Raw genomic sequence first — 26429 nt, 5'->3', positions numbered from 1 at the left:
GGATGGGGTCTCCCCTGGTCGAGCGAAGCCGAGAGCTCGGGGAAAGAGCGTCGCTGACTGACGACAACGCCGCAAGCGGAGTCGCAGGGCGTCGGAAGCCCGCTCCCTATCGTGGGGGAGGTCGGGAGTCCTTCTGGGTGTCCTTGCTGTTCTGCGTCGCCGTCCAGGCGGCGCAGAACAGCAGCAGCCTTGCCGTGAGGTTGATCCACAGCAGCAGCGCGACCGGCACCCCGAAGGCGCCGTACATGCTCTTCGACGCGACGCCCCTCATATAGCCGCCGAGCAGCAGCTTGAGCAGTTCGAAGCCGACCGCGCCGATCACCGCGGCGACCAGCAGCCTGCGCCGCGGCGGCTCGACGCCGGGCAGCAGCGTCAGCAGATAGAGCAGCAGCAGGAAGTCGGCGAGTGCCGCCACGACCATGGCGGCCACCTGCAGCACCACACCGCCCGCGCCGCGGTCCGAGACGCCCAGCAGACCGGCGGTCCAGCCGACGGCGACGGAGCCGGCCGAGGAGACGGCGAGAGTCGCGAGCGCCGCCCCGCCCAGACCGAGGAGCAGCCCGACGTCCTTGAGTTTGCGGATGACCGGATTGCCCAGGTCCATGTCGTCCATGCCCCACACGGCGCGCAGACAGCCCCGCATCGCGCCGATCCAGCCGACACCTGTGAAGAGCAGCAGCGCACCCGCGACCAGCCCGACCGTGCCCGCGTTGGCCACCAGACTGCTGATGCCGAGCTGGTCGGAGATGCCCGGCACCTGCTCGGCGATCTTGTTCTCGATCTTGTGGACCTGCTCGGTGGAGAGCAGCGCGGCACCGATCGCCGCACCGACCGCGATCAGCGGGAAGAGCGCCAGGAAGCTGATGAAGGTGATCGCGGCGGCGAGCCTGGCCCAGTGGACCCGTTCCAGCGTTTCGTACGAACGCCAGGTGTGTGTCGCCATCAGCCGGGAGACGATCGGCCCGATGACAGGGAGGTTTTTCAGCCAGTCCATGACGTACGACTACCCTCCCGGGCACGGAAAACCGGAATCCCCTTCACTGCCGTAAGGGCTGACACATCTTCAATCACCCATATCGGTGAGTGTTGTAACAAATCCCTCGAAAGGGTTTTGTCGGGCGATACGGTCACAGCCATGTCTGTCGACACCGTGTCCCTGAGCGGCTGGGGCCGTACCGCCCCGACGACCGCCGTGCGCTTTTGTCCCCGTACGTACGAGGAGGCGGCGGCGACGGTACGCGGCTGCGGACCCCGCGGCTCCATCGCCCGGGGCCTCGGCCGGGCCCACGGCGACGCCGCACAGAACGCGGGCGGCTCCGTCCTCGACATGACCGCGCTGAACCGGATCCGCACCGTCGACGCCGGGACCGGCCTGGTGGTCTGCGACGCCGGGATCAGCCTGCACCGGCTGATGGAAGTCCTGCTGCCGCTCGGCTGGTTCGTACCCGTCACACCGGCCACCCGCTACGTCACCGTGGGCGGCGCGATCGGCGCCGACGTCCACGGTCGCAACCATCACTTCTCCGGCTCCTTCTCGCGGCACGTCCAGGAGCTGAAGCTGCTGACCGCCGAGGGCGCGATCCGTACCGTCCGGCCCGGCACCGATCTCTTCGACGCGACCGCGGGCGGCCTGGGCCTGACGGGTGTGATCCTCTCCGCCACACTCCGCTGCCACCGTGTCACCAGCTCCTGGATGTCGGTGGACACCGAACGGACCGTCGACCTGGACGACCTGCTGGCCAGGCTCTCCGCCGGAGACCACCGCTACCGCTATTCGGCTGCCTGGATCGATCTCCTCGCCCGCGGCCGGGCGACGGGGCGTTCCGTGCTCACCCGCGGGGAACACGTTCCCCGGTACGCGCTCCCCGCGCGCGCCCGGCGCACACCGCTCATGTTCCGCCCGGGACAGCTGCCGGTCGCACCCGCTCTCGTACCGGAAGGGCTGCTCGGCCGTACCTCCGTCGCGCTCTTCAACGAGCTCCGTTACCGCAGCGCCCCCAGGTATCGCATCGGCGAGCTGCAGAAGCTGTCCACGTTCTTCCACCCCCTGGACGGTCTGCCGCACTGGAACCGGATCCATGGCCGCGGCGGATCCGTGCGGTACCAGTTCGTCGTCGGGCACGGACAGGAGGAGGCGCTGCGCCGGATCGTGCACCGGATCTCCCGGCGGCGCTGCCCGTCGTTCCTCGCCGTGCTCAAACGGTTCGGCGAAGGCGACCCGGGCTGGCTGTCGTTCCCGATGCCCGGCTGGGCGCTCGCCCTCGATCTGCCCACCGCGCTGCCGGGCCTGGCCGAGTTCCTGGACTCGCTGGACGAGGAGGTGGCGGAGGCCGACGGCCGGGTGTGCCTGGCGAAGGACTCCCGGCTGCGGCCTCAGATGCTGGCCGCGATGTATCCACGGCTGGCCGAATTCCGTTCGCTGCGCGCCGAGCTGGACCCGAGCGGGGCGTTCCGCTCGGACCTGTCGCGCCGCCTGTCGCTCTGACCGCTGCGGCCTTCCGCCCTCTCGCCCTCCCTCGTCCCCCTCCTCCCTCTCCTCCCCCTCCTCCCCTCGTCCGCAAGGAGTGTTTCCGTGAAGGACGCCTTCGGTGCCCCGCAGTCCCTGCTCGTTCTCGGCGGCACGTCTCAGATCGCTCTCGCCACCGCACGCCGGCTGATCGCCCGCCGGACCCGCACGGTCTGGCTCGCCGGCCGCCCGTCCCCCGCCCTCGACTCGGCCGCCGCCGAACTGCGCACACGCGGCGCCGACGTCCGTACGGTCGACTTCGACGCCCTCGACTCCGAGTCCCACGAGACCGCCCTCGGCAAGGTCTTCACCGAGGGCGACATCGACATGGTGCTCCTCGCCTTCGGTATCGCGGGCGACCAGGAACGTGACGAGGAGGAGCCGCTCTCCGCGGTCCGGGTCGCCCGGACGAACTACACGGGGGCCGTCTCCGCCGGGCTGGTGTGCGCCGGAGCGCTCCAGGCGCAGGGGCACGGCTCGCTGGTGGTGCTGTCCTCGGTGGCCGGCGAACGTGTCCGCCGTGCCGACTTCATCTACGGGTCCAGCAAGGCGGGCCTGGACGCGTTCACCCAGGGACTGGGGGACGCGCTGCACGGCACGGGGGTGCATGTGATGGTCGTACGCCCCGGCGTCGTACGGCCGGGGGCGGCGGCCCGACCCGCGACGCCGCGGCTCATCGCGGCACAGTTCGCCGCTGCACCGCTGGAGGCATCGCCTCTCGCGACGACTCCGGATGCGGTCGCGGCGGCGATCGTGACGGGTCTGCGGCGGCGTTCGGAGACGGTGTGGGTGCCGGGGTCGCTGCGTGTGGTGATGTCGGCACTGCGGCATGTGCCGCGCCCGCTTTTCCGGCGCCTGCCGGTCTGATCCTCAGGAGCCGGGGCAATGGAGGAGCGAAGAGGGTCCGCCGGGGCCGCTCAGGGGCGGAGGGAGGGCTCGTCCATGGAGGAGCCGCCCTGCGCGGGCACGGCGGGCGCGCCGCCCCCCGCGCCGAACGGGAACTCGTTGATCTTGCGCCAGACGCTGTCCGGGCCCTGTTCGTACAGCGCGAAGGAATCGCAGGTCCAGGCGGCCTCGTAGCCGGAGAGCTCCTCGTACGCCCGGTCCATCGCCTGCTCGGCGATGTCGTGCGCCACCGTCACATGCGGGTGGTACGGGAACTGGAGCTCGCGCACCAGCGGCCCGGAGGTGTCCCTGACCCGCTTCTGCAGCCACGAGCAGGCCGAGGCCCCCTCGACGATCTGGACGAAGACGACCGGCGAGAGGGGACGGAAGGTCCCCGTGCCGGCCAGCCGCATCGGAAAGGGACGGCTGCCTGCGGCGATCTGCGCGAGATGCGCCTCGATCGCGGGCAGGTCGGCCGCCTCGGCCTCGGTCGGTGGGAGAAGGGTGACGTGGGTGGGAATGCCGTACGCGGCAGGATCCCCGAAGCTCGCGCGCCGCTCCTGGAGCAGGCTGCCGTAGGGCTCCGGGACCGCGATCGAAACGCCGAGCGTTACGGTCCCCACGTCGTTCTCCTCAATCCTCGATGGTGGATGGCCGGTTTTCGGCCATCCACCGGGTCAACTTCCCATCGCCAGTGTGACGCCTGCGGCTGCGAAACCGCCAGGGTCCTTGGACTCAGTGCTTCGCGGGCAGAAAACCCATCCGGTCGTACGTCCGCGCCAGGGTCTCGGCCGCGACGGAGCGGGCCTTCTCCGCGCCCTTGGCCAGGATCGAGTCCAGCGTTTCCGGGTCGTCCAGGTATTCCTGGGTGCGGGTGCGGAACGGTGTGACGAACTCGACCATGACCTCGGCAAGGTCGGTCTTGAGCGCACCGTAGCCCTTGCCCTCGTACTTCTGCTCCAGGTCCGCGATACCGGTGTCGGTCAGCGTGGAGTAGATGGTCAGCAGGTTACTGACCCCGGGCTTCTCGGCCCGGTCGAAGCGGATGACCGTGTCGGTGTCGGTGACCGCGCTCTTGACCTTCTTGGCGGTGGCCTTCGGCTCGTCGAGGAGGTTGATCAGGCCCTTCGGGGTGGCCGCCGACTTGCTCATCTTCGACGACGGGTCCTGAAGGTCGTAGATCTTCGCCGTCTCCTTGAGGATGTACGGGTCCGGCACGGTGAATGTGTCGCCGTAGCTGCCGTTGAACCGCTCGGCGAGGTTACGGGTCAGCTCCAGGTGCTGGCGCTGGTCCTCGCCGACCGGGACCTGGTCGGCCTGGTACAGCAGGATGTCGGCAACCATCAGCATCGGGTACGTGAAGAGACCGACCGTGGTGCGGTCGGCGCCCTGCTTGGCGGACTTGTCCTTGAACTGCGTCATGCGGGACGCCTCACCGAAGCCGGTGAGGCAATTCATGATCCAGCCGAGCTGGGCATGCTCGGGAACATGGCTCTGGACGAAGAGCGTGCAGCGCTCCGGGTCGAGACCGGCGGCGAGGAGCTGGGCGACGGCGAGCCGGGTGTTCGCGCGCAGCTCCGCGGGGTCCTGCGGAATGGTGATCGCATGCAGGTCCACGACCATGTAGAAGGCGTCATGGGATTCCTGCAGCGCCACCCACTGGCGGACCGCACCGAGGTAGTTGCCGAGGTGGAACGAGCCTGCGGTGGGCTGGATTCCGGAGAGCACGCGGGGGCGTTCAGAGGCCATGAAACCCATTGTCTCAGGTACGGAACCGATCTCCGGCAGCCGGTGCGGAAGGTACACGGACGCAGGACGCGCGGCGCCGCGAATGAGACGAGGAGCACAGTCGGGGCCGGCGGGACGGCTGCGGGCAGTGGACGGGCGCGCCGTGAATCGAAGGTTTCCTCGGCAGGGTTGCGACCGACGATACAAAGTGGGCACCACCCTCCGCCCACGCCGCACGACGAACGGAGATCCCGTGTCGACCACGGAAACTGCCATCGCCTCCGCCGAGGCGCACAGCGCGCACAACTACCATCCGCTGCCCGTCGTCGTCGCTTCGGCGGACGGAGCCTGGATGACCGATGTCGAGGGCCGGCGCTACCTCGACATGCTCGCCGGATATTCGGCGCTCAACTTCGGGCACGGCAACCGGCGCCTGCTCGACGCGGCCAAGGCACAGCTGGAGCGGGTGACCCTCACCTCGCGCGCCTTCTACCACGACCGGTTCGCCGATTTCTGTACGCAGCTCGCCGAGTTGTGCGGCATGGAAACGGTGCTGCCGATGAACACCGGGGCGGAGGCCGTGGAGACCGCGGTGAAGACCGCCCGCAAGTGGGGCTACCGGGTGAAGGGCGTCCCGGACGGCATGGCGAAGATCATCGTCGCCGCGAACAACTTCCACGGCCGGACGACGACGATCATCAGCTTCTCCACGGACCAGGAGGCACGGGAGGACTTCGGTCCGTACACGCCGGGGTTCGAGATCGTTCCGTACGGGGATCTGACCGCGCTCGCGGAGGCGATGACCGAGAACACCGTGGCGGTGCTGCTGGAGCCGATCCAGGGCGAGGCCGGGGTGCTGGTGCCGCCGCCCGGCTATCTCCCCCGGGTGCGTGAACTCACCCGTGAGCGGAATGTGCTGTTCATCGCGGACGAGATCCAGTCGGGCCTGGGCCGGACGGGCAAGACCTTCGCCTGTGAGCACGAGGGAGTCGTGCCGGACATGTACGTGCTCGGCAAGGCGCTGGGCGGTGGTGTGGTGCCGGTGTCGGCGGTGGTCTCGTCAAAGGATGTGCTCGGGGTGTACCGGCCCGGTGAGCACGGTTCGACGTTCGGCGGGAATCCTCTTGCCTGTGCGGTCGGGCTGGAAGTCATCGCGATGCTCCGTACCGGCGAATTCCAGCAGAGGGCCACCGAGTTGGGCGAACACCTCCACCAGGAGCTGGGGCTGCTGGTGGGCGGGGGCGCGGTGGAAGAGGTGCGGGGCCGCGGGCTGTGGGCGGGCGTCGACATCGCCCCGCGCCACGGCACCGGCCGGGAGATCTCCGTGAAGCTGATGGACCGCGGGGTGCTGGTCAAGGACACCCATGGCTCGACGATCCGGATCGCCCCGCCGCTCGTGATCAGCAAGGAGGACCTGGACTGGGGGCTGGAGCAGCTCCGCGGTGTCCTGCGCGGCTGAGTCCCGCATCGGTCGGGAGCGGCGTCGCGAGGCTGGGCGGCTGCGGCCGAAAGCGGGTGCACCGAACGTCCGCAAGTAGAGTCCCTTCGTGTTCTTCGGGATGATCTGCGCGCTCGGCGCCGCCGTCTGTTTCGGTACGGCCTCCGTCCTGCAGGCCGTCGCCTCGCGGGCCGCCGCCGAGCCGGGGTCGGACGCGGGGGTCGATCCGGCACTGCTGCTGCGCGCCCTGCGCCAGTGGCGCTACACAGCCGGACTCGCCCTCGACGGCTGTGGTTTCGTCCTCCAGATCATCGCCCTGCGATCCCTGCCGATCTACGCGGTGGGCGCCGCCCTTGCCGCGAGCCTCGCGGTGACCGCCGTGGTCGCCGCCCGGCTCCTCGAAGTGCGACTGAGTGCGGTCGAATGGACGGCGGTCGGTGTCGTCTGCGCGGGCCTGGGCATACTGGCCCTCGCCTCCGGCGGCGAGGGCCACGGGACCGGTCCGGCGGCCCTGGCCTGGTGGATGCTGGGGATCTCCCTCGGCATTCTGCTGATCGGCACGGCGGCCGGACGACTCCCGGAGCAGCCGCGGGCTCTGGTCCTGGGGCTGGGCGCGGGGTGCGGTTTCGGGGTGGTGGAGGTCACGGTCCGGCTGATCAACGACATGTCCCCGTCGGCGCTGCTCACCAACCCGGCCGTGTACGCCCTGTTGCTGGGTGGCGGTTCGGCGTTCCTGCTGCTCACGTCGGCGCTGCAGCGCGGTTCGGTGACGACGGCGACGGCCGGCATGGTGCTCGGCGAGACGATCGGCCCGGCGCTGGTGGGCGTCATCTGGCTCGGGGACCGTACCCGCGAGGGCCTGGGCTGGCTGGCGGTCGCCGGTTTCGTGGTGGCGGTGGCGGGAGCGCTGGCCCTGGCCCGGTTCGGCGAGGCGCCGCAGGACACCCCCGAACCGGTCTGAGCCCGCCCGCACCGTCCGCAACCGGCGCGAACCGCGCCGGGCGGACGGCCCGGACCGTATTCCTGTACCCCCCACCGAGGCCCAGGCCCTGCCCGGCCGGCCCGGACCGCACACGAGCGGGACGCGTAGCGGGGCGAGCCGGACGAGGACGGCGCCGGCCTGGGTGACCTCCTCTTCGGTGCGGCTGGTCCGGGAGTGCCCCCAGTGATGGGTGGTCGGTTGCGGCGATTCAGGCTCTTTGGCCGGGGTCGCGCTCGGCGGCGACGGCCTTGTACGTGGGTTCGGGTTTGGGCCCTGCCTGCGGGACGCAGGCGGTCACGCGGCGTCCCACGGATCTCATGCCGGCATCGAGTCCTTGACCTCGGCCCGTTCCGCGCCAGGGATCACCGCTCGCGAACCCGCCGTCATCCGACGCTCTCCGAGGCCGACGAGGCGAGCCCCTGACCGAGATCGGCGATCAGGTCCGCTTCGTGTTCGAGGCCGACGGCGAACCGGATCAGGCCGCCCGGAACTCCGGCCTCGGCGAGTTCCTCCTCGGTCAGTTCGTTCGACCACATGGCGGCGGGCCGCACCAGTGTCGAGCGGGTGCCGCCCAGGCTGGGGGAACGCACCGGAAGGCGCAGCGCCGAGATGAGCTGCTCGGCCGCCGGCCGGCCACCACGGAGCTCGAAGCTCAGCAGTCCGCCGAAACCCCGCATCTGCCGCTTCGCGAGGTCGTGCTGGGGATGGCCGAGGAGCCCGGGGTAGTTCACCGTTCGTACCGCGGGGTGACCGGCCAGGTACTCCGCGACGGCCTGTGCGCACTGATTCTGCCGCCCCGCCCGCAACGACAGTGTCCGCAGGCCGCGCAGCGCGAGCCAGGCGTCGAACGGGCTGATCACCGAGCCCACCATGGTGTGCGCTTTCCAGAGCCGTTCGATCAGCTCACCGTTCCCGAGCACGATTCCGGCCTGCACGTCCGCATGCCCCGATATGGCCTTGGTGACGCTGTGCATGACGAGGTCCACGCCCTGCTCCAGGGGCCTTTGGTTGAAGGGGGTCGCCACGGTGTTGTCGGCGAAGGTGAGGATGCCCCGGGCGCGGGCCAGCGCGGTGACCGCTTCCACATCGGTCAGCCGGAGCAGCGGATTGCTGGGCGTCTCCAGCATGATCAGCTTGGTGTCCGGCGTGAGGGCCCGGGCGAAGGCATCGGTGTCGGTCTGGTCCACGAAGGTCACCTCGACACCGAAGCGGGGTGCGACATCTCGCAGCAGACTCAGTGTGCCGCCGTACATGCTGTGCTGGGCGACGACATGGTCGCCCTGGGACAGCAGGGCGACCAGAGTTGTTGTGATCGCCCCCATGCCGGACGCCGTGGCCAGGGCTGCCTCAGCACCCTCCGCGGCCGCGACCACACGCTCCAGCCGGGCCTGCGTCGGATTGCCGTAGCGCCGGTAGTAGCGCTGAGGCTGGGACTGCTCGTTGAGTGCGTCGAAGTCCTCCGCCGTGGGAGCCGCATAGTTCACTGCCTGCTGGATGGGGGGCGCGACGCTCAGTTCTTCCGGATCGGCGTCGGCGTGCGCAAGGAGAGTCTCAAAGGCCAGGAAAGAGTCCATGGCGAGAGCATGCTGGTTGATTGGCATTGATTCCAATATCCAATCAGGGCAGGATTGGACTGCATGAATGCCTCACTCCTGTCAGCCGGTCTGGTCAGCGGCTCGTCTGGACCGCTCTACCAACGACTGGCCGAGGGCCTTCGTGGCGCCGTGCGCCGGGGTGAGTTCGGCGCCGGTTCCAAGTTGCCTTCCGAGCGCGACCTCGCGCGGTCGTTGGGCATCAGCCGGACCACCGTGATCGGCGCCTACCGGCTTCTGCGTGAGGAGGGCCTGCTGGAAAGCGAACGCGGCAGCGGCACCCGGGTCGTCGCCTCCGGCCGCTTGATCGGTCCCGCGGTCCCTGCCGCGACCATGCCGTCGGCCAAACTGACGGGCGAGCCGGCAGCCGGTGTGGTGGACCTGTCCGGATCCGTCGTCACCGGCCCTGAAGCGGTCCCCCGCCTGACAGCGGACACCACCGACCTGCGCGAGCTGACCACCGACTTCGGTTACCAGCCGCTCGGCCTTCCCTCCCTGCGGGCCCAGATCGCCGACCGCTACACCCGGCTCGGGATGCCGACCACGGCCGACGAAGTACTCGTCACCAGCGGAGCACAGCAGGCGATCAGCCTGCTCTTCGCCCTGTTCGGCCGCAACGGCGGCGTCATCGTCACCGAGAACCCCAGCTACGCCGGCGCCCTCGACGCCGCCCACGCCGCAGGGGCGACACTCCTCGCACTGCCCACCGACGCCGAAGGCATCAAAGTACGCCCGTTGCGCGAGACGCTCGCCCGTTCCTCCATCTCGCTGCTGTACGTGATGACGACCTGTCAGAACCCCACCGGTACGGTCATGAGCACCCAGCGGCGCACCGAGATCGCCCGGCTCGCCGAGCACGCCGGCGTCCCGGTCGTCGACGACACGACCCTCGCCGACCTGGTCTTCGAAGGACGCTGGCACCCGCTGCCGAATGCCGCTTCCGGTGTCACCATCGGATCCTTGAGCAAGCTTTTCTGGCCCGGCCTGCGGATCGGCTGGCTGCGGGCGCCCAGAGCGCTGATGACCAGGCTCGCCCGCCTGAAGGTCGTGGCAGACCTCGGGTCCTCACACGTCGGCCAGCAGTTGGCCTCTCGTCTCCTGCCGGTGTCCGAGGACATGGCCACGGCACGGCGGGGGCAACTGACCGCACGCCTGGACCTGATGAGCGAACTGTTGCGGTCACGGTTGCCGACATGGTCGTGGACCCGCCCTTCGGGCGGTCCCTTCCTGTGGGTGCGGCTCCCGTACGGCGACGGTGAGTCTTTCGCCCAACTCGCGCTCAGGTACGGAGTTCAGGTACTTCCCGGCGCCAGAACCTCGCCCGACGGCGGCTTCGCCGATCACCTCCGCCTGTCCTTCGTGAACGAACCGGCGGCCCTGCGGATCGCGGTTGACCGGCTCGGCGAAACCTGGTCCGCGTTCGAGTCCGGCCACGGCCAGGGCCCCCTCCGCTCCTTCATCGTGGTCTGACGAGGCGCGGCACTCATCTTGCGGGTGCCTCTTGGAGTCTGTCCTTGCTGTACGGGTCGGTGAGGCTCTGGGCGGCGCGGCGGTGGCCGGGAAGCGGCAGGCCGGGGGCGAGCCGTACGCACGGGTGGAGACGGGCCTGGTCGTGGAGGTGCTGGCCGGGTCGGGCCGTCAACGGACGCTGACCACGACCCGGATCCGGTGAGCTACGGCACGTCGCCCTGCCAGTCCCACCTGTCCGGTGTGCCGGGCCTGGGCTCGTAGTGAGCGCGGCTCAGGAAGGCATGACCGGACGCGCGTTCAATCAGCGGAGCCGCGCGCGCCGAACAAACGCAGAAAGGGCAGCGCAGATGGAAGAACCCCCGCCGTTCATGGTTCCCTACGTCGCCTTGTGGAGCACCGACGTCGGGGTCCGACGGAGGCCGCCGGGGCCGCGGCGGCGGTGCCACTGAGCGGGGTCAGGGCGAGCGCGGTGGCCAGCGCGGTGGCGAGGACGGCGGCGGACCGTCCGATGGCACGGCGGAGCAACCTCATGGGCATACCTCGTTCCGGCAGGCCGGTGCGTGTCTTTCTTGCGAGCCATGCGCACCGGCGGGATCAGTGAGACAGGCCCCATGACTATCAGGCGGTATCGCCGCTGTTGGTGCGCCTCATGAGGTATATCCGATTTCACGAGGGTGCTGGCCGGAGAGGTGCTCTTGACCGCGCGGGCGGCTGGTCGCCCGGCGCCCGCGGCCGGCCCTCTGTACCAACGATGCCTGGCCGACTTGCGTGCGCGAGACACCTCAGGGGACGTCCGGCGCTGACAGTGGTGCCCTGTCCGTGTGCTGCCCCGTGGCGCACGGACAGGGCATTCGCGTTCACGGCCTCACGAGAGGACTCGGACCAGCGCGTCCAGTGCGCCCGTCCAGGCGCTGTCGGTCGGTGTCCCATAGCCGATGACCAGCGCGTCGCGCCCCGGCGGCGCCTGCGGGTGCCGGAAGCGCGAGATCCCCTCCAGTGCCAGCCCCTGCCACGCGGCCGCCCGCATCACCGATGGCTCGCTGCCCTCCGGGAGTTCGAGCACGGCATGCAGTCCGGCGGCGATACCGCTGATCCGGACATCGGGGGCCCGTTCCGCCAGTACCGCGACGAGCTGGTCGCGACGGTGGCGGTAACGCAACCGCATCGAGCGCACATGACGGTCGTACGCACCCGATTCGATGAACTCCGCGAGCGTCAGCTGTTCCAGCGCACTCGACGACCAGTCGCTCAGCCCCTTGGCCTCGGTCACCTCCCCCACCAGGTTCTCCGGCAGCACCATCCACCCCAGCCGCAGCCCCGGCGCCAGCGACTTGCTCGTCGTCCCCAGGTGCACGACGCGTTCGGGATCGAGGCCCTGGAGCGCACCGACCGGCTGCCGGTCGTAGCGGAACTCCCCGTCGTAGTCGTCCTCCAGGATCAGCCCGCCCGCACCGCGCGCCCAGTCGACCGCCGCGGCCCGCCGGTCGGGATGGAGCGGCACCCCCGTCGGGAACTGGTGCGCGGGCGTCATCAGGACCGCGCCCACACCGCGCAGCCCGGCCAGCTCACCGGTCCTGGCCCCGAGTCCGTCGACCGGCAGACAGGGCATGCGCAGTCCGGCGTCCGCGAGCAGCTTCCAGTGCACGTCCAGTCCGTACGATTCGACGGCCACCTCCCGCACCCGCCGCTTGCGCAGCACCGTCCCCATCAGCTGCAGCGCGTGCACGAAACCGGCGCAGATCACGATCCGCTCCGGCTCCGCGTACACACCGCGGGCGCGGGCCAGATAGTCGGCGAGCACGGTGCGCAGCTCGACGCGCCCGCGCGGATCGCCGTACCCGAAGGCGTCGTTGGGTGCGGCGGTCAAGGCGCGCCGGGCCGCCTTGAGCCAGTCGGCGCGTGGGAACGTCGAGAGGTCGGGCGACCCGGGCAGCAGGTTGTGGGCGGGCCGGGAGCGCTCCGGCCGCGAGCGTGTCGCCCGGGTGGCCGTCCTGCGCGGCTCGGCCCGCTGCGCCACCCTGGTCCCCGAACCCTGCCGGGCGGTGAGCCACCCCTCGGCGACCAGCTCCGCGTACGCGTCGGCAACGGTGTTCCGGGCGATGCCGAGGTCGATGGCGAGGCTGCGAGAGGACGGCAACCGGGTGCCGGGCGCCAGCCGCCCCGTCCGTACGGCCTCGCGCAGGGCGTCCATGAGCCCGGCCCGCAGCCCCGTCGCACCCGTCGTCTCCAGATGCAGGTCGGCACCGAAAGTGGCCCAGGAATCCATCATGGAAATGGACCATATCGCTGCGCCACCCACGCCGTAACGTCGTACCCATGACGACGAACGAGCACAACCACCCGACCTCCGGACTCAACCCCGAGCACACCCCTCGTATGCGCTGGGCCGAGCTCGCCCCCGATGTGTACAAGGCCATGGTCCGGCTGGACGCGGCATCCCGCAGGGGCCTCGACCCGGTCATCGGGGAGCTGGTGAAGATCCGATCCTCGCAGCTCAACCACTGCGCGTTCTGTCTCGACATGCACACCAAGGACGCACTCGCGGCGGGCGAGTCCATCGAGCGGATCGTCCAGCTCAGCGCATGGGAGGAGTCGCAGCACTTCTTCACGCCCAAGGAGATCGCGGCCATCGAGCTGACCGAGGCAGTGACCGTGCTGACCGAGGGTTTCGTGCCGGACGAGGTGTGGGAAAAGGCGGCCAAGCACTTCGACGAGACAGAACTCGCCCACCTCGTTGCCGCGATCACGACGATCAACGCCTGGAACCGGTTCGCCGTGACCACCCGCATGGTCCCCGGACACTACAAGCCGGGCGACATCAAGCACTGACCCCGCCCCTTCGTCGGACCACCCCCGGGAGCCCCGCGATGACCGCATCCGTCCTCCGTGCCCTGCACCACGACCGCGCCCCCGGCGACCCCCTGGTCCTCCCCGGCCCGTGGGATGCGGCGAGCGCCCGTGTCTTCGCCGATGCGGGCTTCCCGGCGCTCGCCACACCCAGCGCCGGGATCGCGGCCTCGCTCGGTTACGAGGACGGGGCGACGCCCGCCGCCGAGATGTTCGCGGCCGTGGCCAGGATCGTGCGCGCCGTCCCGGCCGCCGTCCCCGTCTCGGCGGACATCGAGGCGGGTTACGGGCTGGCGTCGAAAGAACTCGTGGAACGCCTCCTCGACACCGGAGCCGTCGGCTGCAATCTGGAGGACTCCACCGACGGCACCCTCGTCGACGCCCAGCGGCAGGCGGACAGGCTGGCTGAGGTGCGGACGGTCGCGGGCGACCGGCTCTTCGTCAACGCCCGCATCGACACATACGTCCACGGAGTCCCCGACGGCACGGACCAGGAGGCGGAGACCGTTCGCCGCGCCCTGCTGTACGTGGCGGCGGGCGCGGACTGTGTCTACCCGATCGCGGCCCCGTCCGAGGCCCTGCCCCGGCTGGCCGCCGCCGTCCCGGCCCCGCTCAACGCCCTTGCCCGGCCGGACGGCCCGACCCCGCGCCGACTGGGGGAGATGGGCGCCACCCGGATCACTTTCGGCCCCGGGCTGCAGCGCCGGGCCATGGCGGCCCTACGCGAGATCGCCGACGAGCTGCGGGACAGCCCTTAGGCGCCCCGGGTCGCGCACGGTCACGCCTGTCTCCGCCGAAGGCCGCCAGGGTCCGTTCCAGCATCGGCATGGCCCGCACCACGTTACGGGAGCGGATCACGGCGTCCCAGGCAGGTTCGAACTTCTTCCAGCCACCCGCGTACGCCAGATGCCGCAGCCGCTCGTGCGTGCCCGGCTGGGCGGACGCGCCGCGCCAGATGTTGGACCACCGGTAGAAGTCCCGGTACGCGCGCCAGTAGCCGTCCTCCAGCTGACGCGCGGTCATTCCCTTCGGGCGGTAGACGACATGGCGGGTGTCGTAGAGGTCCCAGTCCCGGTGGACGATCCGGTCCTCGGCCTCCATCTGCTTCCACAGACCGGTGGACGGGTAAGGCGTCATGATGTGGAAGGTGGCCGTCTCGATGCCCTGCTCGACGGCCCACTCCACCGTACGGTCGAAGACGTCCGGGCCGTCGTGGTCGAGCCCGAAGACGAAGCTGGCGTTGACCATGACTCCGGCGTCGTGGAGCCGGCGGACGGCGGCCGCGTAGTCCTTGCCGATGTTCTGGTCCTTGCGGCGTTCGGCGAGGTTCGCGCTGTTGACGGTCTCGAAGCCGACGAACAGGCTGCGCAGCCCCGCGTCCACGGCCCGCTCCAGCAGATCGGGCCGGAGTACGGACTTCACGGTGCCGGCCGCCTGCCAGAGCCGCCCCATTCCGGCCATCCCGTCGAAGAGCGCCTCGGCGAAGCGCCGGTTGCCGAGCAGATGGTCGTCGAGGAAGTACAGATGTTTGCCGGGCAGCCGCTCGATCTCGGCGAGGGCGTCGTCCACGGCCTGGGTGTAGAAGGACTTGCCGCCCTCGAAAAACGCATCCTTGTAGCAGAAGTCGCAGTGGTGCGGGCAGCCACGCGAGACAACGATCGAGTTGGGCACCAGATACAGATGGCGCTTGATCAGGTCCCGTCGCACGGGCGGCAGCCCGGCCAGGGTGCGCAGCTTGGAGTCATATCTTCTGCCCGGCACACCGTCCCGGAACTCCTTCAGAAACAGCGGCCAGGTGTCCTCCCCCGGCCCGGTGAAGATCGTGTCGGCGTGTGCCGCGGCCTCGTCCGGGAGCGAGGTCGCATGGAGGCCGCCCATGGCGACGTGGACGCCCCGGGCGCGGAAGTGGTCGGCTATCTCGTAGCCGCGCCGGGCGGAGGTGATGTATGGCTGGACGACCAGCAGATCGGGGCTGTCGAGCGCCTCGATGTCGACCCGCTCGACATGCTCGTCGAGGAGCGTCACCTCGTCGTCCGGGTCCAGGTAGCCGGCGAGGGTCGCCAGGCCGAGCGGCGGGAAGAGCGAGTACTTGATGGGCCGGAACAGCGGGCTGGTCGCCTCGGTCAGGGCCGGAAGGATCATCGTCACGCGCATGACAGCCCAGACTCGGGAAGTAGTGCGGTCAGTTCCCGGTCACGGCGATGTGCTGACGCAGCCGCCCCCGGCAGCAGCTGCTGCCGGGGGCGGTGGTGTACGCCTCGAAGGGCGTACGGATCAGATCAGGCCGAGCTCGCGAACCGCGTCGCGCTCCTCGATGAGCTCCTGCACCGACGCGTCGATGCGCGTACGGGAGAACTCGTTGATGTCCAGGCCCTGGACGATCTCGTACTTGCCGTCCTTCGTGGTGACCGGGAAGGACGAGATGATGCCCTCGGGCACGCCGTAGGAGCCGTCCGACGGGATACCCATGGAGGTCCAGTCACCGGCGGCGGTGCCGTTGACCCAGGTGTGGACGTGGTCGATGGCGGCGTTGGCGGCCGAGGCGGCCGAGGACGCGCCACGGGCCTCGATGATCGCGGCGCCGCGCTTGGCGACGGTCGGGATGAAGGTGTCGGCCAGCCACGCCTCGTCGTTGACGAGCTCGGCGGCGTTCTTGCCGGCGATCTCCGCGTGGAAGACGTCCGGGTACTGGGTCGCCGAGTGGTTGCCCCAGATCGTCAGCTTCTTGATGTCGGAGACGGCGGCACCGGTCTTGGCGGCCAGCTGCGAGATCGCGCGGTTGTGGTCGAGGCGGGTCATCGCGGTGAAGCGCTCGGCCGGGACGTCCGGGGCGGCGGCCTGCGCGATGAGCGCGTTGGTGTTGGCCGGGTTGCCGACGACGAGGACCTTGATGTCGTCCGCGGCGTTGTCGTTGATGGCCTTGCCCTGCGGCTTGAAGATGCCGCCATTGGCGGAGAGCAGGTCGCCGCGCTCCATGCCCTTCGTACGCGGGCGGGCGCCGACCAGCAGCGCGACGTTGGCACCGGCGAAACCGACATTGGCGTCGTCGGTGATCTCGATGTTGCGCAGCAGCGGGAAGGCGCAGTCGTCGAGCTCCATCGCGGTGCCCTCGGCGGCCTTCAGCCCCTGCGGGATCTCCAGGAGGCGCAGGTTGACCGGCACGTCCGGGCCGAGCAGGTGGCCGGAGGCGATGCGGAAGAGCAGCGCGTAGCCGATCTGGCCGGCTGCGCCGGTCACGGTGACATTCACGGGAGTGCGGGTCATGGCGATCTCCGTTAGACAGCTGGCGGTGGGGGGTCCCTGCCCCTGGTGCTGGACATCCCTGAATCTTGATGTGAAGAGATATCCAGCGGTCAGGCTATCCGACCCGGAACCTCCGGACCGCCCGGCCCCCTGTGGCACCGCACACAACCCGTCACGCAGCGCTCACCCGGCCGTATCCGCTCACCCGGGAGGCGGTCGGTCGCACCCGCGCACGCCCCCGCGCCACCGTTGCATGCTGATCACACCGTGGCGGAATGGTCACTTCCGTGCCACAGGCCACAGGCTGCTCTTGTACCGGCCTTCGCCGTCCACGAGGCTGAAAGTCAGGACGGGGGCAAGGCCGCTCAAGTCACCACATTCCGGAGCGCCTGCGTTCCGGTGGCCCCCGTCTCGGTGTCCGTCCCTCCTCGGGGGAGGGGACGGACACCGCCCTTGAGCCGCACAGTCGTACGGACGTTCTCAGCGGATCGTGAAGTGGACCGCGTCCTCCAGGAACGGAATGTCCAGCCACGGCTTGGGCTGCGCCACCAGCGCGAGCATCACGATGAGGAAGCCGAGCATCCCGTACGTCACCAGATCGGTGAAGCGGGAACGGACCGCCAGCATGCCCACCGACGGAACCACGGCCCGCAGCACGGCGCCCCCGATGAGGGCCACACCGATCAGCATCGTGCCGATCCTGAAGGCCTCGGCGAAGGGGGCGACGGCCACGATCAGCAGCCCGATCCCGGCCGCGCAGAGCACGGCGAGCAGCGGCCACTGCCGGGCCGGGGCGGGTGCGTCCCCGGACGCGGCCCGTCCGCCGCCCTCGGGGCGCGCGGTGTCCCGGGTGAACGACGGGAACCTCCGCGACGGACGCGGACCCCTGTGCGGGGCGCCCGCCGGGGCGCTGCTGCCGGGACCGGTGGCAGCAGCGGCAGCCTCCGGGCGGCTGTCCTCGCCCAGGTCCGCGTCGCCGGTGTCCTCACCGGCGTCCGCATCGGCGCGAACGACTGTCCCCTCGCGAGCAGTGTCCTCACGGGGCGCAGCGTCGCGGGGCGCAGCTGCCTCACCGGGCGCCGCCCGATCCGGCGCAGCCTCATCCGCCGCACCCGCACCGGAGACGTCCGCGTCCGACGGCACCGGTGACGTCCGGTCCGCCTCGGCGGCCGGGTCGGCCGGACTCGTACCAGCACCCATGGGGCTCCTTCCGGATCGGGTCGGCCGGCTCAGACTGCGTCGGCTGCGTTGCGCTCGGCCGCCTCGACCACGTTGACGAGCAGCTGGGCGCGGGTCATCGGGCCGACACCGCCCGGGTTCGGGGAGATCCAGGCGGCGACCTCGGCCACGCCCGGGTGGACATCCCCGACGATCTTGCCGTTCTCGTCCCGGCTGACGCCGACGTCGAGCACGGCCGCGCCCGGCTTCACGTCCTCGGGCTTGATGATGTGCGGCACTCCGGCGGCGGCGACGATGATGTCGGCCTGCTTGAGCTGGGCGGAGAGGTCACGCGTACCGGTGTGGCACTGGGTGACGGTGGCGTTCTCGGACTTACGGGTCAGCAGCAGCGGGATCGAGCGGCCGATGGTGACACCGCGGCCGACGACCACGACGTGTGCCCCGTTGATCTCCACGTCGTGGTGACGGAGCAGCTGAACGACGCCCTGCGGGGTGCAGGGCAGCGGACCCGCCTCGTTCAGTACGAGCCGGCCGAGGTTCATCGGGTGGAGGCCGTCGGCGTCCTTGGCCGGATCCATCAGTTCCAGGACGCGGTTGGTGTCGATCCCCTTGGGAAGGGGAAGCTGCACGATGTAACCCGTGCACTCAGGGTTGGCATTGAGCTCCCGTACGACGTCCTCGATCTCCTCCTGGGTGGCGGTGTCGGGGAGTTCGCGCTGAATGGAACCGATGCCGACCTGTGCGCAGTCACGGTGCTTGCCGTTCACGTACCACCGGCTGCCCGGGTCGTCCCCGACGAGCAGGGTTCCCAGGCCAGGGGTGATGCCCTGCGCCTTGAGGGCCGCCACGCGGACGGTGAGATCGGACTTGATCGCGGCTGCGGTGGCCTTGCCATCGAGAATCTGGGCAGTCATGCCCCCATACTCGCGGATGACCCCACCCGCATACCAATTCTGGGTGCCGGCCATGGCCACCAGGTTGCGCTTACACAACGCATTCGGCAATCGACTGGACAAATAGTCGAAGTCAAGACAACGATGAGCCGCGCAGTACCGCGGACAGTGCCGGGGGGACAGACCGTACTAATTGCGCATGCTTCCTCCGCTCGGGCCGCGTCGTCCCCGCACTTTTTGCAACGGAGGAAATTCGCCATGAGCTTCGGCGACCCGAACAACCCCTACGGCCAGCAGCAGCAGGGTGGGCAGCCGGGGTACGGCTACCCGCAGCAGTCCCCGCAGGGCGGCTACCCCGCGGCCCCGCCCATGCAGGGCGGATACGGCTTCCCCGGCGTGCCCACCGAGATGCCCGGCGGCGTGAAGGCCGCCCGCGTCATGCTCTACGTGATCACCGGCCTGCAGGTCATCGGCGCGGTCATCTTCGCGATCGCCGCCGCGGCCGTGAACGCCGCCAAGAACGACGCCAAGCTCAAGGACGACGTTCAGTTCCAGCAGCTTGCCGACTACTCCGGCAATGCCCTGTGGGGCATCGTGGTCTTCGCAGTGCTGTGGGGTGTACTTGCCGTGTTCCTCGCCGCGAAGTTCGGCAAGGGGACCAACGGCATCCGCATCACGGCGATCGTCTTCGGTGCGATCACCGCGATTCTCGGTATCTACCCGTTCGTCATCTTCGGCCTCGTCCACACGGTTCTCGCCGTGCTGATCATCGTCTTCGTCGCGCGGGCCGACGGCAGCGCCTGGTTCAACCGCCAGCAGCAGCCGCAGTACTGATCCGGCCGCGGGCCCACCGGCCCGCCGTCGCGGCACCGGAACCACACGAAGGCCGTACCCCGCACGTGCGCGGGAGTACGGCCTTCGGTCGTTCTGCCGGTCAGTGGAAGAAGTGCCGCGTACCCGTGAAGTACATCGTCACGCCCGCCTTCTTCGCAGCCTCGACAACCAGCTCGTCACGGACCGAACCGCCCGGCTGGGCCACGGCCTTGACGCCGGCCGCGGTCAGGATCTCCAGCCCGTCCGGGAACGGGAAGAACGCGTCGGAGGCGGCGTACGCGCCCCGCGCCCGCTCCTCGCCCGCCCGCTCGACGGCCAGCTTCGCGGAGTCGACCCGGTTGACCTGGCCCATGCCGACACCGACCGAGGCGCCACCCTTGGCGAGCAGGATCGCGTTGGACTTGACCGCGCGGCAGGCCTTCCACGCGAAGGCGAGCTCCTTCAGCTCGTCCTCGGAGAGGGCCTCACCGGTGGCGAGGGTCCAGTTGGCCGGGTCGTCGCCGTCGGCCTGGAGGCGGTCGGTGACCTGGAGCAGCGCGCCGCCGTCGATCGGCTTGACCTCGACCGGGGCGGTCGGCGCCTCGGGGCAGCGCAGCACCCGGATGTTCTTCTTGCGGGACAGGACCTCGACCGCGCCGTCCTCGTACGCCGGGGCGACGATGACCTCGGTGAAGATCTCCGCGACCTGCTCCGCCATCTCGACGGTCACCGGACGGTTGACGGCGATGACACCGCCGAAGGCGGACAGCGGGTCGCAGGCGTGCGCGTTGCGGTGCGCCTCGGCGACATCGTCGGCGATCGCGATGCCGCAGGGGTTGGCGTGCTTGATGATCGCGACGCACGGCTCGGCGTGGTCGTACGCGGCCCGGCGCGCGGCGTCGGTGTCCGTGTAGTTGTTGTACGACATCTCCTTGCCGTGCAGCTGCTCCGCCTCGGCCAGGCCACCGGCGCCCGAGGTGTAGAGCGCGGCAGGCTGGTGCGGGTTCTCGCCGTACCGCAGGACGTTCTTCCGCTCGTACGTCGCACCGAAGAAGTCGGGGAAGCCGGAGTCGTCGGCGGCGGCGTAGCCGTCCGCGAACCAGGAGGCCACGGCCACGTCGTACGCGGCGGTGTGCTGGAACGCCTCGGCGGCCAGGCGCTTGCGGGTGGTCAGGTCGAAGCCGCCCGCCTTGACCGCGGCGAGGACGTCGGCGTACCGCTCGGGGCTGGTGACGACGGCGACGGACGGGTGGTTCTTGGCGGCGGCGCGGACCATGGACGGGCCACCGATGTCGATCTGCTCCACGCACTCGTCGGCGGACGCGCCGGAGGCGACGGTCTCCTTGAACGGGTACAGGTTGACGACGACGAGATCGAACGGCTCCACACCCAGCTCGGCGAGCTGCTCGCGGTGGGCGTCCAGGCGCAGATCGGCGAGGATGCCGGCGTGGACGCGCGGGTGCAGCGTCTTGACGCGGCCGTCGAGGCACTCGGGGAAGCCGGTGAGCTCCTCGACCTTGGTGACCGGCACCCCGGCAGCGGCGATCTTCCCGGCGGTGGAGCCGGTGGAGACGAGCTCGACACCCGCCTCGTGCAGACCGCGGGCGAGGTCTTCGAGCCCTGTCTTGTCGTAGACACTGACCAGGGCGCGGCGGATGGGCTTATTCACCGACATGACCGAGATGAACCTTTCGTCCCTCAATGCGATAGCCGTCACGGGCGAGCCGCCCCACGGCCTCGACGAGCAGCTTTCGCTCGACTTCCTTGATGCGTTCGTGGAGAGCGGCTTCGCCCTCCGCCGTGTCCGCTTCGGCCACCTCGACCACGCCCTGCGCGATGATCGGGCCGGTGTCGACGCCGTCGTCGACGAAGTGGACGGTGCACCCGGTGACCTTCACGCCGTACGCGAGTGCGTCACGCACCCCATGGGCACCGGGAAAGCTGGGGAGCAGGGCGGGGTGGGTGTTGATGAACCGGCCACCGAACCGGGCGAGGAACTCCTTGCCCACGATCTTCATGAATCCCGCGGACACCACGAGGTCCGGGCGGTGCTCGGCCGTCGCGGCCGCGAGTGCCGCGTCCCACTCCTCGCGGGTGGCGTGGTCCTTGACCCTGCACACGAAGGTCGGCAGTCCGGCGCGCTCCGCCCGTTCCAGACCGACGATGCCGGAGCGGTCGGCGCCGACCGCGACGACCTGCGCGCCGAAGCCCTCGGGGTCGTCACCGATGGCGTCGAGCAGGGCTTGAAGGTTCGTACCGGAGCCGGAGACCAGCACGACCAGACGGGCCGGTGCGGCGGAGGGGGGCGGGGAGGCCACTGTTGGGCCCTTTCTCGCGTGGTGAAGCAGAGCAACGCTGATTTGTATGGTCGTACGAAAGAATCGAGCCCCTCGATACGGGGAACCCTACGAACGAGTCGACCGTCAGCAACGATACCGGCACCTCGGGGGACCCCCACGGGACGGGGGTGAGAGGCCGCAGGGCGACTGCGGGTCGACGGCGGCGAAGCGCGAGAGGGCCCGGGTGACGGGTATCGGCCACCTGCACCACGCTCCCCGCTTTCGGCCCCTCCTGGCCGGGAGGTAGCGTCAGGGGACAGGGAACCGTCCGCAGGGCGGAAATGACGAGATGGGGAAGACGTTCACCACATGCCGGACCGACGCCGCCGCACCGCCTTCCACCACCCGCTGCCCGAGCGGACCCCACTGATGCTGCGGGAGCGCCAGTCCGCCACGGGCCCCTCCTCTTCTTCCGGCTCCTCCGCTTCGTCGGGGTCTTCCGGCCCCGCGGACGACAACCCGTTCGCCGCACCGCCCGAGGGCCGGCCCGACCAGCCCTGGCAGCCCCGCCACCCTTCGAACTCCGGAAACGGCAACGGGAACGGCCGGGAGAACGGAGGCCGGGGCAACGGCGACGGGTCGCCCGAGGGCGGCCCCTCCGACGACCGGCCGGTCTGGGGCGGCCAGTGGAGCAGCCGACAGCCCGGGCGCCAGAGCGGCGGCTTCGGCGGCCGCCCCGGAGGCCCGGGCGGGCCGAACGGCCCGGGCGGCCCCGAGGGCAGCCCCGGCGGACTGCGCTGGGATCCGACCGACCCCGCCCAGCGCCGCGCACGCTACGCGCTGCTCTGCGGCATGTGGGCCTTCTTCTTCGCACTCTTCGACTTCCCGGAGATCGCCCTGCTGCTCGGCGCACTCGCCGTGTACTGGTCGATCAGCTCGCTCCGGGCGAAGCCGAAGGGCGCGTCCGCACCGGGCGGCGCCGGAGCACCCGGCTCGGCCGCGGCGTCCGGCACGCCTGCCGCCGGCCCCCTCCAAGGTTCCGGTTCCGGGCGCGTTCCGGCGTCCACGCCCGGCGCCCCCGCCGCTCCGGGCTACAGCAGGCAGCAGACCACGGCTGCGGTCAGCGGCCTGGTGACGGCGCTGCTCGCGCTCTCGATCGTCGCGACGACGTTCACGGTGCAGCTCGTCTACCGCGACTACTACACCTGTGTGAACGACGCCCTGACCAAGTCCGGCCAGCTGGCCTGCAACGATCTGCTGCCGAAGCCGCTGGAGCCCTTCTTCGGCGTCAAGCACTGACACCTCACGGATTTACGGATCCACGGACGGCCCGGCCTCCCCGGGCCGGGCCGTCCGTTCGTGCCAGGGGTCGGTCGGCAGGAAGTCGTACGGCGCAAAGTCCTCGCTCCTCTCGTCCGACGCGGACACCGACGCAGCGCCGCCGGTTGCAGGGGAATCCGCCGCAGCAGATACGCCCGCGGAGACGCGGACGGGTACGGAAACGGGTGCGGAAACGGCTCCCGGACCGGGCACCGGCTCGGCCGTCTCGTCCTCGTCCCGGCGCCCGGACCTCTTCCACCATCGCCGGCCGCCGCCACCCGGCTCCCGAGGCACCTGCCCGGGGCCCTTTGCAGGCGCCTGAGCCGCGGGCGTGCACACCGCCGCCGCCGTCTCCTTCGCTGGTCGTCGCACCCACCGTCCCCCGTCGCCGTCCCGCAGCCGCCAGGCCCGGAGCAGCAGCGCCCCGGGGACGCCGAGCAGCACCGTCCACGCCAGGGCCGCCGTACCCGTCAGCCACCACACCGGGCCGAACTCCGCAAGTGCCCTGGTGCCGAGCGGTCCCCCCGCGGCTGCGGCCAGCGCCGCTGTGCCGACCCCGCACCCCAGCGACCCCAGCCCGGCCGTCAGCGCGGTCTCCCGCAGGCTCCACACCTTTTCCCGTCCGGCGTGGGCGGGCGCGGCCCGCCGCGCCGTGAACCAGGCGACCGTCGCCCCGGCCGCGACCGGCACCGCCCCGGCCGCCCAGTTCAGGACCGTCCCCGGCCCCTGGGCCGGCACCGCGGCGAGCAAGGGAAAGACGGGCAGCGCCGGGTGCCCCGAGAAGGCGAGTGGGGTGACCGTGGACGCCGTACCGAGCGCGAAGCCCGGCCCGAGTCCGTACGCGGCGCCCCACACCGCCGCATTCGGCACCAGCGCCACCGCGAGCAGCAGTACCGGAACCCGGTCCGCCCAATCGTCCGAGAGCTGGACGAACGACTGCTGAGCCGCCTGCGCATGCCACACCAGCGCCACCGCGACGAGCAGCGCCCCGCCACCGAGCAGCATCGCCACCCCGGCCGCGGCCGACCGGCACACCGTCTCCGCGCGCTCCCTGAACCGGGTACGCGCCAGCTTCTCGTGCAGGCGCGGCGGCGCCCAGGACGGCGGCGCTGTCGGGCGCCCCGATGCCGTCCAGGCCCCGGCAGCCGCCGCGCTCGTCACCACAACGGCCGAAGGGAAGAGCAACGACGGTGTGTACACGGACAGCGAACCACTCCGCGCATAGAACGCGACAGCGGCTCCGACCAGCAGATATCCGGCGCTGACCATGGCGAACGCGCCCGCCACCGAGGGCGCCGGGCGCCCCTCGTCGGGCTCCAGGGCATCCCTGGCCGCTCGGTGCACCAGCCACACCGGCACCACGGCGAGCAGCAGCGGGACGAGGCCGACCGGGGCGGGGGCTCCACCGAGTGTGTCGGTTCTGATCAGCTCGGCTCCGTGGGCGAGCAGCCAGAGCCCGGCCGCCGCATGGAGGGCCCCGGCGGGGCCGTTGTCCGGAGCCGGGGAGCTGATCCACAGCACCGTGACGAGCACGGCGAGTGCTCCCAGCCCCAGCCCGGCCGCAAGCACCCCACGTAGGAAGGCAAAGGCCAGAACGGCGGACCGGCCCTGGTCTGCCGACAACGACGGGCTGCGTTCGGTCACTTGGGTCACACGGCCATGCTCCCAACGACACGCGCTTATTCCGTGTAACAGGCGAACGACCGCTGTGTCGCCCAATATGCATTTATGTACTTTTTCGCCCAGCGCAGGCCCACGGGGGGTCTTTCATGACACAGAGCTCGTCCGATGCGGCCACTGTCCATCCGCTCCCCTCCCCCAAGGAGCGACGCAGGCTGCGTGAGGCGAAGTCGCTGAGTGAGGAGCAGGTCGCGAGGATGGTGGGCGTCACCCGGGCCACGGTCCGGTGCTGGGAGACGGGACGTGCCGCGCCCCGGGGGCGCAAGCATGAGGCGTACGCCAGGCTGATCAGTGGCGGCCGGACGGGCCCACAGACCATGCCGCCGAGCGCCCGGACCGAGTCCACCGATCCGAACATACGGCCGAGGGCCGCCGCCGAACGGGCAGCCCGCCCGGTGACGCCGGCGACGGTCGCGAGGCTGCCCGAGCCGGCGCCGTCCACGAAACCGCCGTCCCGTCCGCCGATCCCCGTCGAAGCCACCGGGAGAACCGCCATGGGCCCGACCGAGCCGGGCACCGCCCCCGAACTGCCCGACACACCCGGCGCATCAGTCACGGACAACTCATCCGCCGCCCGTGCCGCATCCGAAGCACCTGAAGCACCGTCAACACCTGAAGCACCGGCCGAGGCATTCGATGCCTTGTACAAGAGCTGCGCCACCGCCCTCTTCCGCCAGACGTTTTTACTGACCGGGCGCCGGAACCTCTCCCAGGAGTCCGTCGCGCGGGCCTTCGCGCGGGCCTGGGAACGCTGGCCGGAGGTCGCGGTGGACCGGGATCCGGCGGGCTGGGTACGGGCCGCCGCGTACGAGAACGCGATGTCGCCCTGGCACCGGCTGCGTCGCACGCACCGCCCCCTCGACCCGCCGCCCGCCGAACCCGGTGCGCGCGCCCTGCTCGACGCGCTGCTCGACCTGCCGCCGTCGTACCGTCGCACCCTGCTGCTCTACGACGGTGTCGGCCTGGATCTGCCGGAGACCGCGGCGGAGACGGAGGCCAGCACCCCTGCGGCAGCGAACAGGCTGATGAACGCACGTGCTGCGGTCGCCGAGCGGCTGCCCGAGCCGGCGGAACCGTCGTCCCCCACCGAGCAGTCGGCGCTCCTGCACCAACAGCTCGCCGCACTCGCCCAGGCCCAGCCCCCCGCCTCGCTCCCCTCGCCCGACGTGATCCGTACGGACAGCGAGCGCAAGGCCCAGCTGTGGGCCGGAGCGGCCATTTCCTTCACGGTGCTGCTCATCGGTCTGACCCTCTTCACCCTGACGACGGCTCCGGCCCGGTACGAAACCCCGGAGTCACCCCCTCAGCAGGTCGTCGGAGTTCCGCCACGAGGCGGGCCGCAGCAGCTGACGCCGCAGGACCTGGAGCTGCGGAAGAAGCTCCAGGGCGAACTCGTGCAGGGTCCGGTCCGGCTGGTCCCCGAAGCCGGCTGACCAGCGGGGAGACGGGCGAAGGGACGGACAGAAACGGCGCGGGCCCGTATCCCTGACCGGGGTACGGGCCCGCGCAGCAGACCCGCGCCCAGCCCGGGTGTCTCGGTCAGCACCGCCGTACGCCCGTCGCCCAGCGGCTGC

At 70.6% G+C, this 26429-nt stretch carries 23 protein-coding genes; 11 read left to right on the top strand and 12 right to left on the bottom strand.

Going from position 1 to position 26429, the window contains the following annotated elements:
• Positions 1-106: 106 nt before the first annotated feature.
• Positions 107-994: a YihY/virulence factor BrkB family protein gene (locus ABTZ94_RS22195; RefSeq protein ID WP_351202785.1), complete on the bottom strand. Its 888-nt coding sequence runs from the start codon at positions 992-994 to the stop codon at positions 107-109.
• Positions 995-1135: 141 nt separating this feature from the next.
• Between ABTZ94_RS22195 and dprE1 the strand changes: the two genes are divergently transcribed.
• Both dprE1 and dprE2 read left to right on the top strand, forming a co-directional pair.
• The gene (gene dprE1 / locus ABTZ94_RS22190; RefSeq protein WP_351202784.1) at positions 1136-2485 is read left to right on the top strand and encodes a decaprenylphosphoryl-beta-D-ribose oxidase; all 1350 of its coding nucleotides are present in this window, start codon (positions 1136-1138) and stop codon (positions 2483-2485) included.
• 87 nt (positions 2486-2572) lie between these two features.
• Positions 2573-3373, top strand: a complete 801-nt coding sequence (dprE2, locus tag ABTZ94_RS22185; RefSeq protein WP_351202783.1) for a decaprenylphospho-beta-D-erythro-pentofuranosid-2-ulose 2-reductase — start codon at positions 2573-2575, stop codon at positions 3371-3373.
• Between the two features lie 50 nt (positions 3374-3423).
• On the opposite strand, the gene ABTZ94_RS22180 is transcribed toward dprE2, so the two are convergent.
• Both ABTZ94_RS22180 and trpS read right to left on the bottom strand, forming a co-directional pair.
• Positions 3424-4014: a 2'-5' RNA ligase family protein gene (locus ABTZ94_RS22180; protein ID WP_351202782.1), complete on the bottom strand. Its 591-nt coding sequence runs from the start codon at positions 4012-4014 to the stop codon at positions 3424-3426.
• A 112-nt stretch (positions 4015-4126) separates the two neighbouring features.
• The gene (gene trpS / locus ABTZ94_RS22175; RefSeq protein ID WP_351202781.1) at positions 4127-5140 is read right to left on the bottom strand and encodes a tryptophan--tRNA ligase; all 1014 of its coding nucleotides are present in this window, start codon (positions 5138-5140) and stop codon (positions 4127-4129) included.
• A 232-nt stretch (positions 5141-5372) separates the two neighbouring features.
• On the opposite strand from trpS, the gene rocD reads away from it, so the two are divergent.
• Together rocD and ABTZ94_RS22165 are read left to right on the top strand one after the other, a co-directional pair.
• Positions 5373-6578, top strand: a complete 1206-nt coding sequence (gene rocD / locus ABTZ94_RS22170) for an ornithine--oxo-acid transaminase (protein ID WP_351202780.1) — start codon at positions 5373-5375, stop codon at positions 6576-6578.
• Between the two features lie 100 nt (positions 6579-6678).
• Positions 6679-7518 carry a DMT family protein gene (locus ABTZ94_RS22165; protein WP_351202787.1) on the top strand — a complete coding sequence of 280 codons (840 nt, stop codon included), beginning with the start codon at positions 6679-6681 and terminating at the stop codon, positions 7516-7518.
• A gap of 404 nt (positions 7519-7922) precedes the next feature.
• Here ABTZ94_RS22165 and ABTZ94_RS22160 read toward each other — a convergent pair whose 3' ends face one another.
• Entirely contained in the window at positions 7923-9113 is a 1191-nt protein-coding gene (locus tag ABTZ94_RS22160; protein WP_351202779.1) for a trans-sulfuration enzyme family protein, read from the bottom strand.
• A 63-nt stretch (positions 9114-9176) separates the two neighbouring features.
• On the opposite strand from ABTZ94_RS22160, the gene ABTZ94_RS22155 reads away from it, so the two are divergent.
• Both ABTZ94_RS22155 and ABTZ94_RS22150 read left to right on the top strand, forming a co-directional pair.
• A complete protein-coding gene (locus tag ABTZ94_RS22155; RefSeq protein WP_351202778.1) occupies positions 9177-10601 on the top strand; it encodes an aminotransferase-like domain-containing protein in 1425 nt (474 codons plus the stop codon).
• Between the two features lie 31 nt (positions 10602-10632).
• Positions 10633-10803: a hypothetical protein gene (locus ABTZ94_RS22150; protein WP_351202777.1), complete on the top strand. Its 171-nt coding sequence runs from the start codon at positions 10633-10635 to the stop codon at positions 10801-10803.
• A gap of 663 nt (positions 10804-11466) precedes the next feature.
• Here the strand turns inward: ABTZ94_RS22150 and pdxR are convergent.
• Positions 11467-12870 carry a MocR-like pyridoxine biosynthesis transcription factor PdxR gene (gene pdxR, locus ABTZ94_RS22145; protein ID WP_351202776.1) on the bottom strand — a complete coding sequence of 468 codons (1404 nt, stop codon included), beginning with the start codon at positions 12868-12870 and terminating at the stop codon, positions 11467-11469.
• Positions 12871-12917: 47 nt separating this feature from the next.
• On the opposite strand from pdxR, the gene ABTZ94_RS22140 reads away from it, so the two are divergent.
• Both ABTZ94_RS22140 and ABTZ94_RS22135 read left to right on the top strand, forming a co-directional pair.
• Entirely contained in the window at positions 12918-13430 is a 513-nt protein-coding gene (locus ABTZ94_RS22140) for a carboxymuconolactone decarboxylase family protein (RefSeq protein ID WP_351202775.1), read from the top strand.
• Between the two features lie 38 nt (positions 13431-13468).
• Positions 13469-14206 carry an isocitrate lyase/PEP mutase family protein gene (locus ABTZ94_RS22135; RefSeq protein ID WP_351202774.1) on the top strand — a complete coding sequence of 246 codons (738 nt, stop codon included), beginning with the start codon at positions 13469-13471 and terminating at the stop codon, positions 14204-14206.
• Here ABTZ94_RS22135 and ABTZ94_RS22130 read toward each other — a convergent pair.
• The 4 genes from ABTZ94_RS22130 to ABTZ94_RS22115 all read right to left on the bottom strand — a co-directional run bounded on the left by ABTZ94_RS22130 (position 14127) and on the right by ABTZ94_RS22115 (position 18784).
• On the bottom strand, positions 14127-15602 hold the full coding sequence (locus tag ABTZ94_RS22130; protein WP_351202773.1) for a B12-binding domain-containing radical SAM protein: 1476 nt from the start codon (positions 15600-15602) through the stop codon (positions 14127-14129). The genes ABTZ94_RS22135 and ABTZ94_RS22130 overlap by 80 nt on opposite strands.
• Before the next feature lie 120 nt (positions 15603-15722).
• Complete coding sequence (locus ABTZ94_RS22125) at positions 15723-16712, bottom strand: malate dehydrogenase (protein ID WP_351202772.1); 990 nt, start codon at positions 16710-16712, stop codon at positions 15723-15725.
• Between the two features lie 459 nt (positions 16713-17171).
• Positions 17172-17891, bottom strand: a complete 720-nt coding sequence (locus ABTZ94_RS22120) for a DUF3017 domain-containing protein (RefSeq protein WP_351202771.1) — start codon at positions 17889-17891, stop codon at positions 17172-17174.
• A 29-nt stretch (positions 17892-17920) separates the two neighbouring features.
• A complete protein-coding gene (locus tag ABTZ94_RS22115) occupies positions 17921-18784 on the bottom strand; it encodes a bifunctional methylenetetrahydrofolate dehydrogenase/methenyltetrahydrofolate cyclohydrolase (protein WP_351202770.1) in 864 nt (287 codons plus the stop codon).
• 237 nt (positions 18785-19021) lie between these two features.
• Between ABTZ94_RS22115 and ABTZ94_RS22110 the strand changes: the two genes are divergently transcribed.
• Positions 19022-19597 (top strand): hypothetical protein, encoded by a 576-nt coding sequence (locus ABTZ94_RS22110; RefSeq protein ID WP_351202769.1) that lies wholly within the window; start codon positions 19022-19024, stop codon positions 19595-19597.
• 100 nt (positions 19598-19697) lie between these two features.
• On the opposite strand, the gene purH is transcribed toward ABTZ94_RS22110, so the two are convergent.
• Positions 19698-21251: a bifunctional phosphoribosylaminoimidazolecarboxamide formyltransferase/IMP cyclohydrolase gene (gene purH / locus ABTZ94_RS22105; RefSeq protein ID WP_351202768.1), complete on the bottom strand. Its 1554-nt coding sequence runs from the start codon at positions 21249-21251 to the stop codon at positions 19698-19700.
• Positions 21238-21894, bottom strand: coding sequence for a phosphoribosylglycinamide formyltransferase (gene purN / locus ABTZ94_RS22100; protein WP_327273415.1), 657 nt, complete (start codon positions 21892-21894; stop codon positions 21238-21240). Before purN ends, purH begins: the two co-directional genes overlap by 14 nt.
• Positions 21895-22224: 330 nt before the next feature.
• Between purN and ABTZ94_RS22095 the strand changes: the two genes are divergently transcribed.
• Positions 22225-23154, top strand: a complete 930-nt coding sequence (locus ABTZ94_RS22095; protein ID WP_351202767.1) for a hypothetical protein — start codon at positions 22225-22227, stop codon at positions 23152-23154.
• Positions 23155-23166: 12 nt separating this feature from the next.
• Here the strand turns inward: ABTZ94_RS22095 and ABTZ94_RS22090 are convergent, their stop codons facing one another.
• Entirely contained in the window at positions 23167-24819 is a 1653-nt protein-coding gene (locus tag ABTZ94_RS22090; protein ID WP_351202786.1) for a cell division protein PerM, read from the bottom strand.
• Positions 24820-24944: 125 nt separating this feature from the next.
• Between ABTZ94_RS22090 and ABTZ94_RS22085 the strand changes: the two genes are divergently transcribed.
• Positions 24945-26288 (top strand): sigma factor-like helix-turn-helix DNA-binding protein, encoded by a 1344-nt coding sequence (locus ABTZ94_RS22085; protein ID WP_351202766.1) that lies wholly within the window; start codon positions 24945-24947, stop codon positions 26286-26288.
• Positions 26289-26429 lie beyond the last annotated feature (141 nt).

It is taken from the genome of Streptomyces sp. NPDC002785 (assembly GCF_040295565.1).
Taxonomy (GTDB): domain Bacteria; phylum Actinomycetota; class Actinomycetes; order Streptomycetales; family Streptomycetaceae; genus Streptomyces.
This window is presented reverse-complemented; position numbering and strand designations above follow the sequence as displayed.

Excerpts from the sequence above, each read along its gene's own strand:
- ABTZ94_RS22140 (WP_351202775.1), top strand. The coding sequence starts at position 12,918 with ATGACGACGAACGAGCACAACCACCCGACCTCCGGACTCAACCCCGAG.
- purH (WP_351202768.1), bottom strand. The coding sequence starts at position 21,251 with ATGTCGGTGAATAAGCCCATCCGCCGCGCCCTGGTCAGTGTCTACGAC.
- ABTZ94_RS22095 (WP_351202767.1), top strand. The coding sequence starts at position 22,225 with ATGCCGGACCGACGCCGCCGCACCGCCTTCCACCACCCGCTGCCCGAG.
- ABTZ94_RS22085 (WP_351202766.1), top strand. The coding sequence starts at position 24,945 with ATGACACAGAGCTCGTCCGATGCGGCCACTGTCCATCCGCTCCCCTCC.
- trpS (WP_351202781.1), bottom strand. The coding sequence starts at position 5,140 with ATGGCCTCTGAACGCCCCCGCGTGCTCTCCGGAATCCAGCCCACCGCA.
- pdxR (WP_351202776.1), bottom strand. The coding sequence starts at position 12,870 with ATGATGGATTCCTGGGCCACTTTCGGTGCCGACCTGCATCTGGAGACG.
- ABTZ94_RS22135 (WP_351202774.1), top strand. The coding sequence starts at position 13,469 with ATGACCGCATCCGTCCTCCGTGCCCTGCACCACGACCGCGCCCCCGGC.
- ABTZ94_RS22165 (WP_351202787.1), top strand. The coding sequence starts at position 6,679 with ATGATCTGCGCGCTCGGCGCCGCCGTCTGTTTCGGTACGGCCTCCGTC.
- ABTZ94_RS22130 (WP_351202773.1), bottom strand. The coding sequence starts at position 15,602 with ATGCGCGTGACGATGATCCTTCCGGCCCTGACCGAGGCGACCAGCCCG.
- ABTZ94_RS22160 (WP_351202779.1), bottom strand. The coding sequence starts at position 9,113 with ATGGACTCTTTCCTGGCCTTTGAGACTCTCCTTGCGCACGCCGACGCC.
- ABTZ94_RS22120 (WP_351202771.1), bottom strand. The coding sequence starts at position 17,891 with ATGGGTGCTGGTACGAGTCCGGCCGACCCGGCCGCCGAGGCGGACCGG.
- dprE1 (WP_351202784.1), top strand. The coding sequence starts at position 1,136 with ATGTCTGTCGACACCGTGTCCCTGAGCGGCTGGGGCCGTACCGCCCCG.
- ABTZ94_RS22155 (WP_351202778.1), top strand. The coding sequence starts at position 9,177 with ATGAATGCCTCACTCCTGTCAGCCGGTCTGGTCAGCGGCTCGTCTGGA.
- ABTZ94_RS22115 (WP_351202770.1), bottom strand. The coding sequence starts at position 18,784 with ATGACTGCCCAGATTCTCGATGGCAAGGCCACCGCAGCCGCGATCAAG.
- ABTZ94_RS22125 (WP_351202772.1), bottom strand. The coding sequence starts at position 16,712 with ATGACCCGCACTCCCGTGAATGTCACCGTGACCGGCGCAGCCGGCCAG.
- ABTZ94_RS22110 (WP_351202769.1), top strand. The coding sequence starts at position 19,022 with ATGAGCTTCGGCGACCCGAACAACCCCTACGGCCAGCAGCAGCAGGGT.
- ABTZ94_RS22195 (WP_351202785.1), bottom strand. The coding sequence starts at position 994 with ATGGACTGGCTGAAAAACCTCCCTGTCATCGGGCCGATCGTCTCCCGG.